This is a genomic window from Agrobacterium pusense (assembly GCF_900102105.1).
In the GTDB taxonomy this organism is placed as follows: domain Bacteria; phylum Pseudomonadota; class Alphaproteobacteria; order Rhizobiales; family Rhizobiaceae; genus Agrobacterium; species Agrobacterium pusense.
In genome coordinates this window covers 23369-38227 of sequence record NZ_FNBB01000014.1, presented here as the reverse complement: position 1 = coordinate 38227, position 14859 = coordinate 23369, and the positions used below count along the sequence as shown (strand labels likewise).

The window sequence follows — 14859 nt, the reverse complement described above, 5'->3', positions numbered from 1 at the left end:
GAGGTTGACGGCTTCCCCCTTGCCGGCGGGTAACTCATGGGCAGATTGACGGCTCCCCATCCGGCGTAAAATGCAGCCGCAGCGCAAACGTTCCGAAACAATGCGTGACCAGTGTCAAAGCCAGCGTCTCACCCTGCGGCGATAGGCAACATAGGCCGGGCCAAGTTCCTTTGTCAGCACGCGCTCTTCAATGCTGACCTGCAGCATCACCGCGATGATGAGGACGATGGCGACGGTGAGCTGCAGAACGGAGGTGAACACCAGAACCAATCCCGTAAACAGCACAATCTGCCCGACGAAGACCGGGTTTCTTGACATGCTGAAAGGCCCGGTATCCACGATGGTTCCGAGGTGGCCTTCGGCCGCGCCGATGCGCCACGATTTGCCCATGTAATGCTGCGCGTAGAGCGCGAGCGCACTTCCCGCCAGCGCCATAACCACCCCAGCGAAGCGGATGGCTGCGCCGGTATAGTGTCGGTCCAGCAGCCAACCGGCCTGTTGCGGTTCCAGCCAGAGGGTGAAAAGCGGCAGAAGCGCGCCGAGAAGAAACGCGACACGGAAAAGCGTGGCGGGAACGGTTTGCCTTTCGCGACCCTTGGCAAAAAGCCAGACCGGTTCGCCCGTGCGCTTCGCCAGCCGGGCCGTCAACCATAAGAAACCACCGATATAGGTCCACACCGCAAGCACTGCCACAAGATCAATCATGTCTCCCCCAAATATATTGCCCAAGCCGGAAGCGGGATCCCGACTCGGAACAAATGTAGCAATGGAACTATTGCATCGCCCTGTCTTCGACTACGGGAACAGGTGTGAAATTTCAAAAAAACAAATCAATGAATGGAAATTTCGCTGGAGTACGCACGTGCATCAGACGAGAATAAAAATTATCATTAAATATCAATTAATACTGAAATTATAATATGCGTGAATAATTTTGGATAGAAACTTCCTGTTTTATCGGAGAAGCGTGCTTGAGTGTTCTTGATCGTGGTGCCAATGCTTTCGCGGTTCTCGCCGCGCTTTCCAAATCCCAGGCCATCATAGAATTCGACCTTTCGGGAAAGATTCTTGCCGCCAATGAGAATTTCTGTCGGGCTCTGGGCTACGAACTTTCGGAAATCCTCGGCAGGCATCACAGCATGTTCGTCGAACCCGCCGTCGTGTCTTCGGCGGATTACAAGGGCTTCTGGGCAAAACTTGCTGCCGGTCAGTTCGATCAGCAGCAGTATAAGCGCATCGGCAAGGGCGGCAGGGAGGTCTGGATCGAGGCTTCCTATAACCCGGTGTTTCGCCGCGGCAAGCCGGTGAAGGTGGTGAAGATCGCTACAGACATCACCGCACGCAAGCTGAAGGCGGCGGAAGACGCCGGCAAGATCGACGCCCTTTCCCGGGCGCAGGCCATCATCGAATTCTCGCCGAACGGCGAAATCCTGACTGCCAACGAGAATTTTCTGACGGCGCTGGGCTATTCTCTCGCGGAAGTGCAGGGCCGGCATCATTCCATGTTTTGCGAGCCGGCCTATACACACTCACCGGCCTACGGGCAGTTCTGGGAAAGGCTCGCCGGCGGCGATCTGGTGGCGGATGAATTCATGCGTCTCGGCAAGGGCGGCCGCAAGGTCTTCATCCAGGCTTCCTATAATCCGATCTTCGATCTGAATGGGAAAGTGTTCAAGGTCGTCAAATTCGCGACCGATGTGACCGGCCGTGTCGAGAATGTCGAAAAGCTGGCGCAGTGCCTTACAGACCTTGCCGAAGGCGATCTTGCCCAGAGCATCGACACGCCTTTCATTCCCTCGCTTGAACGGCTGCGCACGGATTTCAACGCGGCTTCGGAAAAGCTCAAGCGGGCCATGACGCGGGTGTCTGAAAATGCCGGCGCCATTTCTTCCGGGTCGAATGAAATACGATCCGCGGCAGATGATCTTGCCAGACGGACGGAGCAGCAGGCGGCTTCGATAGAGGAGACCGCTGCCGCGCTTGAAGAGGTCACCACCGCAGTCGGTGATTCAAGCCGTCGGGCGGAAGAAGCCGGCAGAATCGTTGCCCGTGCCCGCGACCATGCCGAACATTCAGGCCAGGTGGTGCGCGATGCCATAGGCGCCATGGATCAGATTGAAAAATCATCGCGGGAAATCTCGAGCATCATCGGCGTGATCGACGAAATTGCTTTCCAGACCAACCTTCTGGCGCTCAATGCGGGCGTGGAAGCGGCCCGTGCAGGCGAGGCAGGCAAGGGCTTTGCCGTTGTCGCGCAGGAGGTGCGCGAGCTTGCGCAGCGCTCGGCGACGGCTGCAAAGGAAATCAAGAACCTGATCAACGCTTCGGGCAAGCAGGTGGAAAACGGCGTCGGCCTCGTCACCAGGGCGGGTTCGGCGCTGCAGGAAATCGCAGAGCAGGTCGGCGACATCAATACCAATGTGGCGGCGATCGTGGATGCGGCCCGCGAACAGTCCACGGCGCTTGCCGAAATCAATCAGGCGGTCAACAGCGTGGATCAGGCTACCCAGCAGAACGCCGCGATGGTGGAGGAGCAGACGGCCGCAAGCCACAGCCTCGCGCGGGAGGCCGCGGCCCTGTTCGAGCTCCTAGGCCAGTTCCGGTTCGAGGAGACTGCGCGTCATGCGGCCTCTACGCGCAGCGGGTCCGGCCAGCGCGGTGCCGCCGCGCCGCGCCACCCGCTATCCCGCCCGTCGGGCGTGCGTGGCGCATCGAGCGCGGCTGTCGCGCATGAGGAATGGCAGGACTTTTAGAGGCATCTGGGGTTCCCTTCCATCCCCTGCGGGCCTTGGCATGGGGGGCCATGAAACGTCTGAAACCGAAATCGATCCATGCAAGTGCGGGGTATAGGCATATCGTCGCGATTGTCGGATAATCGACGCAGCGCGCCTGAAGATTACGGGGACTTTCGTTTGGCAGGGATGACATCAACAGGCAGGGTCGTGCTCGTTCTCTGCTGGCTGGCGGCGTTGCTGGGGCCGGCGCAGGCCGAAACGCCGGCTGACGGCAAGGCGTCCTGCGCCCATGCCCACGATGTGGCGCCCGAATTGTGCATCAGTCCCCAGAGCTACAACAGGGACCTTTGCCACGCCATCGAGGTTCTCGCCGCGCGCCATGCCGTTCCGCCGGATTATTTCGCCAGGCTGATCTGGCGGGAGAGCCTGTTCCGGGCCGATGCGGTGAGCCCGAAGGGGGCGGAAGGCATTGCCCAGTTCATGCCGGGGACGGCGAGGCTGCGTGGTCTGGACAACAGTTTCAACATCATTGCTGCGCTGGAGGCGTCGTCACGCTATCTGTCGGAGCTGAAGCTGCGCTTCGGCAATTTCGGTCTCGCAGCCGCAGCCTATAATGCCGGCGAGGCGGGGCTGCGCGGTTTTATCGCGACAGGTCGCCTACCGGTGGAAACGCGCGATTATGTCTTTGCAATCACCGGGTACCCTGTGGAAAGCTGGAAAGACAATCCACCGGATAAGGCCGCGCCGGCGCTGGACGGCAGCCGGCCCTTCATCGACGCCTGCCTGCGGCTTGCCGATACACGCACGATCAACGATCCCGTCCTGATATCTTCGGCCGACTGGGCGCCATGGGGTGTGCAGCTTGCCGCCCATTACAATCCGACGGTGGCGAACCGGCTCTTTACCCGTGCCATAGGCCAATTGTCGGGGCCTCTCAATGCCGAGCGCGCACTGATCGTGCGGCAAAGGGGTGGCAATTTCGGTTCGCGCCCGCGTTACGCCGCGCGCATCGGCCGCGAGACCAGAGCCGAAGCCAATGCGCTTTGTGGTGAAATCCGTGGGGCGGGTGTTCCCTGCACCGTGTTCCGCAACCGCTAGCGGGGGCCGCGGCTGATCATGACAAGTTGATCGGCCCATACGCCGCTCCTCCTTTCAGTGCGAGATGATCGCTCCTAGATTTGCGGCCGGCGGCGACCGCAACCCGCGGGCCGGTGACGTGTGACGAGGGGATGAATTGCACATGAGATTGCTTGAAACCGGAGCGCTGGCAGCGATGCTGACCATGGCCGTGGCGTGCACCAGCACCGGGCAGACGGAAATCACCCGCACTGTGGCCGGTTTTAAAGGGCAGCCGCGGGAGGCGGCAATCGCCCGGCTTGGCCGCCCCAACAAGGTCATCATCGAAAAGGGCGCAACCGAATCCTACTGGCTGAAAGTGGATGTCGAGACCTATGCAGGGCTCAGCAACCGGCGCGAATACCGGACCGTCGACGGGCAGGCGCAGGTCTCGCAGACCGAGGGCATGAAAATCAAGCAACATCGCCGCGATTGCATCATCAAGATCACCGCGGACGCAGCTTCCATCATCACCACGAGCGAGATCATCGGCGATCCGGCGAGCTGCGAGACTGTCCTGGGGCGTCCGGCTCCCTGACCGCCGTGGTTGAGATCGCCGCAGATTTACAGATGACGGCGGTTTTTTCCGAAGCCTGAAACCGTGCGTGTCTTTCGTTAACGGATTGGCGCCGCCTTTCTGTGGATGAGAGCGTCTGCTGTTGTTACCGTGAGCCTCTACGCATATGTTGGAGTACTGATTTTCGATTTCCGGGCAAGGCGGCAGGCACCTCATGACCTCCCAGTTGGACTTTTTCGCTTCCGCGGCCGCGCGGCTTCCCGAGACCGAACGGGGGCGAAAAATGCCGGGACGCGGAGCGGTGCAGAGGGTCGCAATGGATGATGAGGGGCTGGCGGGCTATCTCGAATCCACCGGCAATTACCGCGTTCTGCGCAAGCTCATGCCGCGTCAGGTCGTGGAACGGCCAAGGCCGGAATTTTCCCGCCGGGGCGTGATCCTCGACACGGAAACCACGGGTCTGAACCACCGGACGGACGAAATAATCGAGATCGGCGTCATCGCCTTCACGTTCGACGATCAGGGCGCCATTGGCGACGTCACCGGCATTTACGGCGGACTTCGGCAGCCCAACGTCGCCATACCGGCGGAGATCACCCGGCTGACTGGGATCACCGATGACATGGTTGCGGGGCAGGCGATCGACATGGAGCGGCTGACTTTTCTCGTCGGCGATGCTGATCTGATCATTGCCCACAATGCCGGCTTCGACCGTCCCTTCTGTGAAGCCTTCTCGCCCATATTCAATGAGAAGGCCTGGGCCTGCTCCGTTTCCGAAATCGACTGGCGGGTGCGTGGATTTGAGGGCAACAAGCTGGGTTATCTGATCGGTCAGTCCGGTTATTTCCATGATGGTCATCGCGCCGTTGATGATTGCTTCGCGCTGCTGGAGGTGCTCGAGCAGAACCGGCCGGGCCAGGAAGGCATGACGCCCTTCATGGAGCTTCACGCGGCTAGCCGTAGATCGCGCGTCCGGATCTACGCGGAGAACAGCCCCTTCGATATGAAGGATCACCTGAAGAAGCGGGGTTATCGCTGGTCGGACGGTTCGGACGGCCGGCCGAAATCCTGGTGGGCGGAGCTGCCGGAAGAGATGCTGGCGGAGGAGCTGCATTTTCTGCGCACCGAAATCTATCGTTGGGACGCCGACCCTACGGTCAAATATCTCACGGCTTTCGACCGGTTCAAGGCCGGGTAGGGTTAATCGCCTGCGGGCGTTTTTGATCGAGTGATGAAAATCTGTCCTGTTAACAGGCTGCTTCTTTCGTGTGCGCTGGACAGGTTGCTCAAATTTTGAGCTCATGTCGTTTTCCCCGCGATTTAAAGTGGGGAATCCGTCTGGCACGGGCTTTGCTTTCTGTCTTGTATGCAAGATTTACATACCAGGCAGGATCGTCAGATAAACATTGAAGAGGCCATCGTATCCGGCATTTTGTCGGCGCGTATCCGGCCGGGCACACGGCTCAGCGAAAACCAGCTTGCCGGTCTTTTCTCCGTATCGCGCACCCGGGTACGCGAGGCGATGATGCGGCTGGAAACCCGGGGAATCGTGCACGTTAGTGCGAGGCGGGGCTGGTTCGTGGTCGAGCCGTCTGCCGAGGAGGCGATGACCATCTATGAAGCGCGCCGGATCATCGAATCCGGGTTAGTGCGCAGTATGCGGACCCTTACCGAAGAAGGGCGCGGCGTTCTCCTGGCGCATCTCGAGGAAGAGAAAGTCGCCATAGCCGCGGGCGACCGGCAGCGCCTGACCTGCCTCATGGGCGATTTTCACATCAGGATCGCCGAGCTTTGTGGCAATGCCGTCCTCGTTGAACTGCTGCGCGACCTGACGGCCCGCACGATCCTCATTTCCATGCTTTACCAGTCGGAATTTCATGCGCTGCAGTCGCATCAGGGACATTGCCGGATATTCGAGGCGATGGCAGCCGGCGATTTCGCGAGGGCGGCGGAGCTTTCAATCGAACATCTGGACGAGGTGGAAACCGGCCTCGATCTCACCCGGCGACCTGACCCGCTCGCCGGTCTTCGCCACTCGCTCGCCCTTCCGGAACATAACCGCGGCGATACCGACAAAAAAACCGAGCAACAGAACCAGCACAAGGAGAATGAACCATGATATTCAGACGGACCTTCATCGCCGCCGCCGCCATGGCTGCCGCCTTCGGATTTTCCGCGCCCGCAAAGGCGGACGCCCTTGCCGACATTGCCGCACGCGGCACGCTGCGCGTCGCCGTGCCGCAGGATTTTCCACCCTTTGGCAGTGTCGGGGCCGACATGACCCCGCAGGGTTATGACATCGACGTCGCGAAGCTGATCGCCGACAAGCTGGGCGTGAAGGTGGAGCTGGTGCCAGTCACCAGCGCCAACCGCGTTCCCTATCTGCAGACCAACAAGGTCGATCTGGTGATCTCCAGCCTCGGCAAGAACGCCGAACGCGAGAAGGTCATCGATTTTTCGACCGCCTATGCTCCTTTTTTCAACGGCGTGTTCGGTCCGCAGGACGTCTCCCTCTCCAAAGCCGAGGACCTGAAGGGCAAGACCGTTGCCGTGACACGCGGTTCTGTCGAAGACCTCGAGCTGACGAAGGTTGCGCCCGCTGACGCCACCATCAAGCGCTATGAGGACAATAACGGCACCATTTCCGCCTTCCTGTCCGGTCAGGCGGAGGTTGTCGCAACCGGCAATGTGGTCGCCGCCGCCATTCTGGCGAAGAACCCGCCGAAGCGGCCGGAAATGAAATTCCTGATCAAGAATTCGCCCTGCTACATCGGCCTCAACAAAAATGAGACGGCCCTGCTGGAGAAGGTCAATGCGACTATCGCCGCGGCCAAGGCGGACGGTTCGCTGAATGCCACCGCCACCAAATGGCTCGGGCAGGATCTGCCGGCCGATCTCTGATCGTCACATATCCCCGTCGTCCCGGTTCCCCGGGACGGCTTTCTCACCACCGGCGCAAGGGGACTTTTCTTGAGCTATCAATTTGATTTCCTGTGGCTCGGCGAATATTGGCCGCAGATTGCCAAGGGTATTGCCATCACCAGCCAGCTGACGCTGGTGGGCGGCGTTATCGGCGTGTCGCTCGGCACCGCCTGCGCCTGGGCCCGTGCGCTTGGCCCCTCCTGGCTAAGGCCCATCGTCGGCGGTTACGTCGAACTCATCCGCAATACGCCTTTCCTCATCCAGCTGTTTTTTATCTTTTTCGGCCTGCCGTCGCTTGGTTTCAAGCTTTCGGAGCTGACCGCCGCCAATCTGGCGATGATCGTCAATCTCGGCGCCTATAGCTGCGAGATCATTCGCGCCGGCATCCAGGCAACACCGAAAGGCCAGTTCGAGGCGGGGGCGAGCCTTGCGATGACTCGCTTCGAAACCTTCCGCCACGTGGTGCTCCGGCCATCGCTGCAGCGCATCTGGCCAGCGCTCACGTCGCAGGTTGTCATCGTCATGCTCGGGTCGGCGGTTGTCTCGCAGATCGCGGTGGAAGACCTGACGTTTGCGGCCAACTTCATCCAGTCGCGCACCTTCCGCGCCTTCGAGGCCTATATTGTTTCGACGGTGATCTACCTGCTGCTCGCGATCCTGCTGCGGCAGGGCATGCTGGCGCTGGGCGGCTTCCTTTTTCCGCGGAGGCTGGCGCGATGATGGAATTCACCTTCTGGGATATTCTGCGCAACCTGTTGCTTGCCACGCGCTGGACGCTGCTGCTGTCGCTGGTTTCCTTCGCTGGCGGAGGCCTGGTCGGCCTCGCGCTTCTGTGGCTGCGCATCAGTCCGCGTCCGGCCTTGAGCCGTCTTGCCCGCATCTACATCGAAGTCTTTCAGGGTACGCCGCTCCTGATGCAGCTTTTCATCGCCTTTTTCGGCCTCGGCCTCTTCGGAATCGATGTTCCAGCCTGGCTTGCCGCAGGCGTGGCGCTCATCCTGTGGACTGCTGCGTTTCTGGCGGAAATCTGGCGCGGCTGTGTAGAGTCGATCGCAAAGGGGCAATGGGAAGCCTCGGCAAGCCTTGCCATGGGCCGCCTTCAGCAGATGCGTTACGTCATCCTGCCCCAGGCGATGAAGATCGCCATTCCACCGACAGTCGGTTTTTCCGTCCAGGTCATCAAGGGCACCGCGCTCACCTCCATTATCGGTTTCGTTGAACTGTCCAAGGCCGGCACGATCGTCACCAACGCGACCTTCCAGCCTTTCACGGTATACGGGCTGGTGGCGCTCATCTATTTCGCCCTCTGCTGGCCGCTGTCGAAATCCAGCCAGTTTCTCGAAAGGAAGCTCAATGTCGCTCATCGAAATCACTGAAGTCCACAAGAGCTTTGGCGACAACGAAGTGCTGAAGGGCATCAACCTGGATGTCGAGCCCGGAGAGGTGATCGCGATCATCGGGAAAAGCGGTTCGGGAAAATCGACGCTGCTGCGCTGTATCAACGGTCTTGAGACGATCAGCAGCGGCTCCATTCAGGTGGCGGGCGCCCAGCTGCTTGATGACGAGCTGCATCTGAAGGCCCTCAGATTAAAGGTGGGCATGATTTTCCAGCAGTTCAATCTCTTTCCGCATCTGACTGCCGGCGGCAATGTGATGCTGTCGCAGATGGTTGTGAAGAAGCTGGCGGCGCCCGAGGCGGAGGCGATGGCGCGCAGGATGCTGGAGCGTGTCGGTCTGGCGCACAAGTTCGACGCTTATCCGGACCAGCTCTCCGGCGGTCAGCAGCAGCGCGTGGCCATCGCCCGCGCGCTTGCCATGCAGCCCATCGCGCTTCTGTGTGATGAAATCACGTCCGCGCTTGACCCGGAACTGGTGTCGGAGGTGCTCGCTGTCGTGCGTGAGCTTGCCAGGGAGGGCATGACACTTTTGATGGTGACGCATGAAATGAAGTTCGCCCGTGACGTCTGCTCGCGCGTCGTCTTCATGCATCAGGGACGGGTACACGAGATCGGCCCGCCGGAAGAAGTTTTCGCTAACCCCCGCACACCGGAACTCAGGCAGTTCCTCGGTGTGCTCTAACATTCCATGGCTGCGCACGCCTGCAGAGCGGCGTGCGCAGTGGTCCGTGCGCCGCAGGCTTCGCGCTGCGACTTGCGGGTTCATGCGCCATGTGAACCAGCGGCGCGTAATCAATTAGTCGCCAAGATTGCATACAATTTTTCCATCGCATCGAAAACAATCGCTGTAAATTTGGGCACTCTTCTCACCCTGTGTTTCTCCTCTTTTAAATTATCCTTTTGCATCAATGAGAAAGCCGATTGGCACGCCTCCTGCATGGATAGAAGTGTCGCAGGAGAGTGTTTATGAGCAAAGCCGCCGCAATTGACATCGCTTCCGTATCCAAGATTTACGGCAACACCACCGCCGTGCATGCGATAAGCCTGAAGATACCGGCCGGGAGCTACTGCTGCCTGCTCGGCCCGTCGGGCTGCGGCAAGACCTCGACGCTCAGGATGATCGCTGGTCACGAGAGCATTTCCAGCGGCGATGTCAGGCTTGGCAACACCGTCGTGACCGATCTGCCGCCCGCCCGGCGCGGCACGGCGATGATGTTCCAGTCCTATGCGCTGTTTCCGCATCTCGATCTCGTCGACAATGTCGCCTTCAGCCTCAAGATGAAGGGTGTGGACAGGGAGACCCGGCGCACAAAGGCGCTGGACATGCTGCGCCTGATGCAGCTCGAGCCTTATGCCGGCCGCCGCCCGGCCCAGCTTTCCGGCGGGCAGCAGCAGCGCGTGGCGCTGGCGCGCGCGCTCATTACCGATCCCGAGGCGCTGTTGCTGGACGAGCCGCTTTCGGCGCTCGATCCCTTCCTCAAGATCCGCATGCGCGCAGAGCTGAAGAAGCTGCAGACTTCACTCGGCATCACTTTCGTCCACGTCACCCACAGTCAGGAAGAGGCGATGGCACTGGCCGATATCATCGTCGTCATGAATGACGGCCGGATCGAGCAGGCGGCGACCCCGCGTGAGGTTTTCGAGCGACCGGCGACCGCTTTCGTCGCCCGTTTCATGGGCGACCACAATGTCATTTCCGGACGATTCAGGGAAAGGTCCGGCGAGCTGGTAACGCTTGAAGTCGCAGGCGGCGGCACATTTACCGCGACAGGCGCGGCGCCGGATGACGGGGCGGTCGATATCGCCGTTCGCACCGATCGGGTGCGTGTGGGTGAGACCGATCAACCCGGTCTCGGTTTCACGGGCATCGTCTCCAATGTCGAGTATCGCGGCGCCACCGTGAAGATCGCCGTGACCGGCGCCGGCATGGAGGATTTCAACGTCATCCTCAGCGACGCCGCCTTTTTCGAAAACCCGGTCAGGACCGGCGACGCCATACCGCTTTCATGGAATGCGGCCGATGCCATCGTGCTCGGCCGGGTAGAGAAGTGACCCCAAAAATAACCAGAGGAGAACTTTGCAATGACCGATACCACCAGCAGCAAGAAGGGCCTGTCCCGCCGCGGCCTCCTGAAAGCGGGCGCGGCTGCCACGGGTGCGGCGATCGGCTCCGGCCTCATCACCGGCTTCCCGACCATCTGGGCGCAGAACCCCATCACCATCCGCCAGTTCGGGACCGGCGTCTCCAACCTCAACGCCATTGCCGAAAAGTGCAAGGCGGACCTCGGGATCACTCTTGAGATGACGGCGACGGATTCCGACGCCGCTGCCCAGCGCGCCGTCACCCAGCCGAACTCCTACGATATCGCCGATATCGAATACTGGATCCTGAAGAAGGTCTATCCGGCCGGCGTCATCCAGCCGATGGAAATCAAGAAGCTCAAATATTACGACAAGATCGTGCCGCTGTTCAAAAACGGCAAGCTGAAGCCTGACAGCGTGGTCGCGCAGGGCACTGCGCCGCACACGGTCGGTTACGTCGAGAAGCCCGGCGACAAGACATTTGCCAAGGGTGAGACCGATTATTTCACCATGGTTCCGACCATCTACAATGCCGATACGCTCGGCATCCGCCCCGATCTCGTCGGCCGCGATATCACCAGCTGGGCCGATATCATGGACCCCAAGTTCAAGGGCAAGACCTCCATCCTCAACATCCCGTCCATCGGCATCATGGACGCGGCGATGATCATGGAAGCCATGGGCAACATCAAATATGCCGACAAGGGCAACATGACCAAGGCGGAAATCGACAAGACCATCGATTTCCTCATCAAGGCCAAGAAAGACGGCCAGTTCCGCGCCTTCTGGAAGAGCTTCGACGAAAGCGTCAACCTCATGGCCTCGGGCGAAGTCATCATCCAGTCCATGTGGTCACCGGCCGTTGCCGCGGTCCGCTCGAAGGGCATCGCCTGTAAATACCAGCCGCTGAAGGAAGGCTATCGCTCCTGGGGCGGCGGTCTCGGTCTCGCCAAGCATCTGTCCGGTGCGAAGCTCGATGCAGCCTATGAATATATCAACTGGTACACTTCGGGCTGGGTCGGCGCCTACCTCAACCGTCAGGGTTATTACTCCGCCGCCATGGAAACGGCGAAGGAGCACATGACCGCCGACGAGTGGGGTTACTGGGTCGAGGGCAAGGCGGCTCAGGGCGATATCATCGCGCCAGACGGCAAGGTCATGGAAAAGGCCGGTGCCGTGCGCGATGGCGGTTCCTTCGAGGAGCGCATGGGCAAGGTGGCGTGCTGGAACTCGGTCATGGACGAAGACCGCTACATGGTCCGCCGATGGAACGAATTCATCGCGGCGTGATGCTTTCAGGACGACCGGCGGCAAGTGCCGCCGGTCAATTGCGACAGGCACCCACCTCTCGACGTCATCCTCGGGTCAAGCCGAGGATGACGTCGAGGGTGTGGCGGACCTTCCAACGTGCCCGCTGGCGGCAATGCCGCCGGCACTTCTGCAAATCCACAGAAAGGCTCCCCATGGTGACGGTCAGACTCATCGGCGTCAGCGACAAGAAGGACAGACCGCCCCGCAGCTTCGCGCTGCCGCAAAAACTCGTTTCCTATGTGCAGGCTGCCCCGCTTTTCCTGATCCTCGGCTTTTTCCTGGCTCTGCCGATCCTGATGATCGCCGTCGTCAGCTTCTGGGATTACGATTTCGCCCAGATGTATCCTGATTTCGTAACCTTCAATTACAGCGAGACACTGGGATCGTGGGTCACCTGGCAGACCTATCTAAATACGCTGAAATATGCAGCGATGGTCTGGGCCATCACGCTGTTCTGCGGTTTCTGGGTGGCTTATTTCCTCGCCTTTCACATCCGCACCACCACCATGCAGATGGTGCTGTTCCTTATCTGCACCGTGCCCTTCCTGACGTCCAACATCATCCGCATGATTTCGTGGATACCCGTTCTGGGGCGAAACGGTCTCGTCAACAGCGCGCTGGTCGGCACCGGCATCATCCCCGAGCCGATCGAATGGCTGCTCTATTCCGATTTCGCCGTGGTGCTGGCCATGGTGCATCTTTATACGCTGTTCATGGTCACGCCGATCTTCAACACGCTGATGCGCATCGACAAATCCTTGATCGAGGCGGCGCGCGACGCTGGTGCGACCGGCTGGCAGACGCTCACCAATGTCATCATCCCGCTCGCAAAACCCGGCATGGCGATCGGTAGCATCTTCGTTGTCACGCTGGTCATGGCCGATTTTTCCACGGTTCAGGTCATGTCGGGCGGCCAGAGCGCCTCGGTGGCGCTGATGATGAAGAACCAGATGTCGCTGCTGCAATATCCGGCCGCTGCCGCCAATGCCGTCATCCTGCTCGTCCTCGTTCTCCTGATGGTCGCGGGCATCCTGCGCATCGTCGATATCCGCAAGGAGCTTTGATTATGCACCGGGAAAAACGCGGCCGCGAATTCTATATCCTCGCTTTCTTTTTCGCCCTCTTCGTGCTGTTTCTTTACGGCCCGTTGTCGGCCATCCTCATCCTCGCCTTCCAGGGGCCGAACGGAGGCCTGACGTTCCCGCTGAACGGCGTCTCGCTGCACTGGTTCGGCAATCTCTTCGAACAGCAGGCAGTCGGCGATTTCGGCGGATCGTTCCGCCGTTCCTTCGCTCTCGGCCTGATGGTCATGGTCGTAACCGTGCTCGTCTCGCTGCTGGCAGGCCTTGCCTTCCGTCGCAAATTCATCGGCGCGACGCCGCTGTTTTATCTGTCGGTCGCCAGCCTGGTGGTGCCTTCCATCATCATATCCCTTGGCATTGGTGTTTTGTTTCAGCAGCTTGGGCTTGAACCTTCATGGTATACATCAACTTTTGGCGCGCATCTGACCTGGACATTGCCCTTCGGCGTTCTCATCATGCTCGCCGTCTTCAACCGGTTTTCGCCGTCCTATGAGGAAGCGGCGCGCGATCTCGGTGCGTCCTCATGGCAGACCTTCGCCCATGTGGTGCTGCCGATGATCGCGCCGAGCCTGATCGGTGTTGGCCTCTTCGGGTTCACGCTTTCCTACGACGAGTTCGCCCGCACGCTGATGACGTCTGGCACCTACAACACGTTGCCGCTGGAAATCTACGGCATGACCACCAATGTCACGACCCCTGTGCTTTATGCGCTAGGCGCCGTTACCACCCTGTTTTCCTTCCTGGTGATTGCGGCCACGCTCGGCCTGATCGTCACCCTCAATCGACGCCATTCGCGCGGATGAAGAAACCCAAGATGCGCATTCTCGTCATCAATCCCAATACCACGCAGTCCATGACCGCGACCATCGCCGACGCCGCGACACGGGTGGCGGGCCGCGATACGGAAATCCTCGCCGTCACCTCTTCCATGGGGCCTGTCTCCATCGAAGGTTATTACGACGAGGTATTCGCGGTGCCTGGCCTTCTGCTGGAGCTTGCCAAGGCTCCGGCGCTGCGCGTCGACGCGGCGATCATCGCCTGTTTCGATGATACCGGGCTTGATGCGGCCCGGGCTCTTGCAGATATTCCCGTCATCGGCATCTGTGAGGCGGCGGTTTCCGCCACAGCCTTCATCGCGCAGAAATTCACCATCGTCACGACGATGGAACGGTCCCGGCTGCCGCTCGAACATCTCGTCCAGCGCTATGGCATGTCTTCCCGCTGCAATGTCCGCGCCGCCGACATTCCGGTGCTATCGCTGGAAGAGGCGGGTTCGAATGCACGCGAAAGGCTGCGGGAGCAAATTTCGCTGGCGCTGAGGCAGGATCGTGCCGAGGCGATCGTGCTCGGCTGCGCCGGCATGGCCGACCTGACGGCGGAACTCCGCGCCGAATTCGGCGTCCCTGTCATCGACGGCGTCGCAGCAGCCGTCAAACAGGCGGAAGCACTGGTATCCATGGGGCTCTCCACCGCCAAGCGCGGCGCTTATGCCACGCCGGTCCCCAAGCCCTATCGCGGATTGCTGGACATGTTTCAGCCGGGCAGGAGCGGCGGGATGCCGGAGGGCGGCTGAGACGTTTCCCGGTCCGGTTCACACGGTGCTGATTTCGCAAGGCCCTTCATATCCCTGTCGTAATAGTGTCTGATACCCTCGGCGTTTCAGTGCGGACGATGTGTATGCGCAGCCGCCATACGCT

The 14859-nt window shown here is 60.2% G+C and carries 15 protein-coding genes; 14 read left to right on the top strand and 1 reads right to left on the bottom strand.

Going from position 1 to position 14859, the window contains the following annotated elements; all coding sequences use genetic code 11:
* Window positions 1-114 precede the first annotated feature (114 nt).
* Window positions 115-705: a methyltransferase family protein gene (locus BLU28_RS22865; RefSeq protein ID WP_077987625.1), complete on the bottom strand. Its 591-nt coding sequence runs from the start codon at window positions 703-705 to the stop codon at window positions 115-117.
* A 266-nt stretch (window positions 706-971) separates the two neighbouring features.
* Here BLU28_RS22865 and BLU28_RS22860 point away from each other — a divergent pair, with 266 nt between their 5' ends.
* The 14 genes from BLU28_RS22860 to BLU28_RS22795 all read left to right on the top strand — a co-directional run bounded on the left by BLU28_RS22860 (window position 972) and on the right by BLU28_RS22795 (window position 14735).
* On the top strand, window positions 972-2753 hold the full coding sequence (locus BLU28_RS22860) for a methyl-accepting chemotaxis protein (RefSeq protein WP_034496571.1): 1782 nt from the start codon (window positions 972-974) through the stop codon (window positions 2751-2753).
* Window positions 2754-2921: 168 nt separating this feature from the next.
* Window positions 2922-3833 carry a lytic transglycosylase domain-containing protein gene (locus BLU28_RS22855; RefSeq protein WP_077987624.1) on the top strand — a complete coding sequence of 304 codons (912 nt, stop codon included), beginning with the start codon at window positions 2922-2924 and terminating at the stop codon, window positions 3831-3833.
* Window positions 3834-3975: 142 nt separating this feature from the next.
* The gene (locus BLU28_RS22850) at window positions 3976-4389 is read left to right on the top strand and encodes a hypothetical protein (RefSeq protein ID WP_034496568.1); all 414 of its coding nucleotides are present in this window, start codon (window positions 3976-3978) and stop codon (window positions 4387-4389) included.
* Window positions 4390-4582: 193 nt separating this feature from the next.
* Complete coding sequence (locus BLU28_RS22845; RefSeq protein WP_034496567.1) at window positions 4583-5566, top strand: 3'-5' exonuclease; 984 nt, start codon at window positions 4583-4585, stop codon at window positions 5564-5566.
* A gap of 168 nt (window positions 5567-5734) precedes the next feature.
* A complete protein-coding gene (locus tag BLU28_RS22840) occupies window positions 5735-6487 on the top strand; it encodes a GntR family transcriptional regulator (RefSeq protein WP_034496565.1) in 753 nt (250 codons plus the stop codon).
* Window positions 6484-7269 carry a transporter substrate-binding domain-containing protein gene (locus BLU28_RS22835; protein ID WP_077987623.1) on the top strand — a complete coding sequence of 262 codons (786 nt, stop codon included), beginning with the start codon at window positions 6484-6486 and terminating at the stop codon, window positions 7267-7269. Before BLU28_RS22840 ends, BLU28_RS22835 begins: the two co-directional genes overlap by 4 nt.
* Window positions 7270-7338: 69 nt before the next feature.
* Complete coding sequence (locus tag BLU28_RS22830) at window positions 7339-8010, top strand: amino acid ABC transporter permease (RefSeq protein ID WP_034496560.1); 672 nt, start codon at window positions 7339-7341, stop codon at window positions 8008-8010.
* The gene (locus tag BLU28_RS22825; protein ID WP_022562609.1) at window positions 8007-8666 is read left to right on the top strand and encodes an amino acid ABC transporter permease; all 660 of its coding nucleotides are present in this window, start codon (window positions 8007-8009) and stop codon (window positions 8664-8666) included. Before BLU28_RS22830 ends, BLU28_RS22825 begins: the two co-directional genes overlap by 4 nt.
* Window positions 8644-9369: an amino acid ABC transporter ATP-binding protein gene (locus BLU28_RS22820; RefSeq protein WP_006700492.1), complete on the top strand. Its 726-nt coding sequence runs from the start codon at window positions 8644-8646 to the stop codon at window positions 9367-9369. The genes BLU28_RS22825 and BLU28_RS22820 overlap by 23 nt, the downstream gene beginning before the upstream one ends.
* 284 nt (window positions 9370-9653) lie before the next feature.
* Window positions 9654-10739: an ABC transporter ATP-binding protein gene (locus BLU28_RS22815; protein ID WP_004444882.1), complete on the top strand. Its 1086-nt coding sequence runs from the start codon at window positions 9654-9656 to the stop codon at window positions 10737-10739.
* A 30-nt stretch (window positions 10740-10769) separates the two neighbouring features.
* Window positions 10770-12059: an ABC transporter substrate-binding protein gene (locus BLU28_RS22810; protein WP_004444880.1), complete on the top strand. Its 1290-nt coding sequence runs from the start codon at window positions 10770-10772 to the stop codon at window positions 12057-12059.
* A gap of 173 nt (window positions 12060-12232) precedes the next feature.
* Complete coding sequence (locus BLU28_RS22805; protein WP_034496552.1) at window positions 12233-13144, top strand: ABC transporter permease; 912 nt, start codon at window positions 12233-12235, stop codon at window positions 13142-13144.
* A gap of 2 nt (window positions 13145-13146) precedes the next feature.
* On the top strand, window positions 13147-13965 hold the full coding sequence (locus BLU28_RS22800) for an ABC transporter permease (RefSeq protein WP_077987622.1): 819 nt from the start codon (window positions 13147-13149) through the stop codon (window positions 13963-13965).
* 11 nt (window positions 13966-13976) lie between these two features.
* Complete coding sequence (locus BLU28_RS22795) at window positions 13977-14735, top strand: aspartate/glutamate racemase family protein (RefSeq protein WP_034496547.1); 759 nt, start codon at window positions 13977-13979, stop codon at window positions 14733-14735.
* Window positions 14736-14859: the final 124 nt, after the last annotated feature.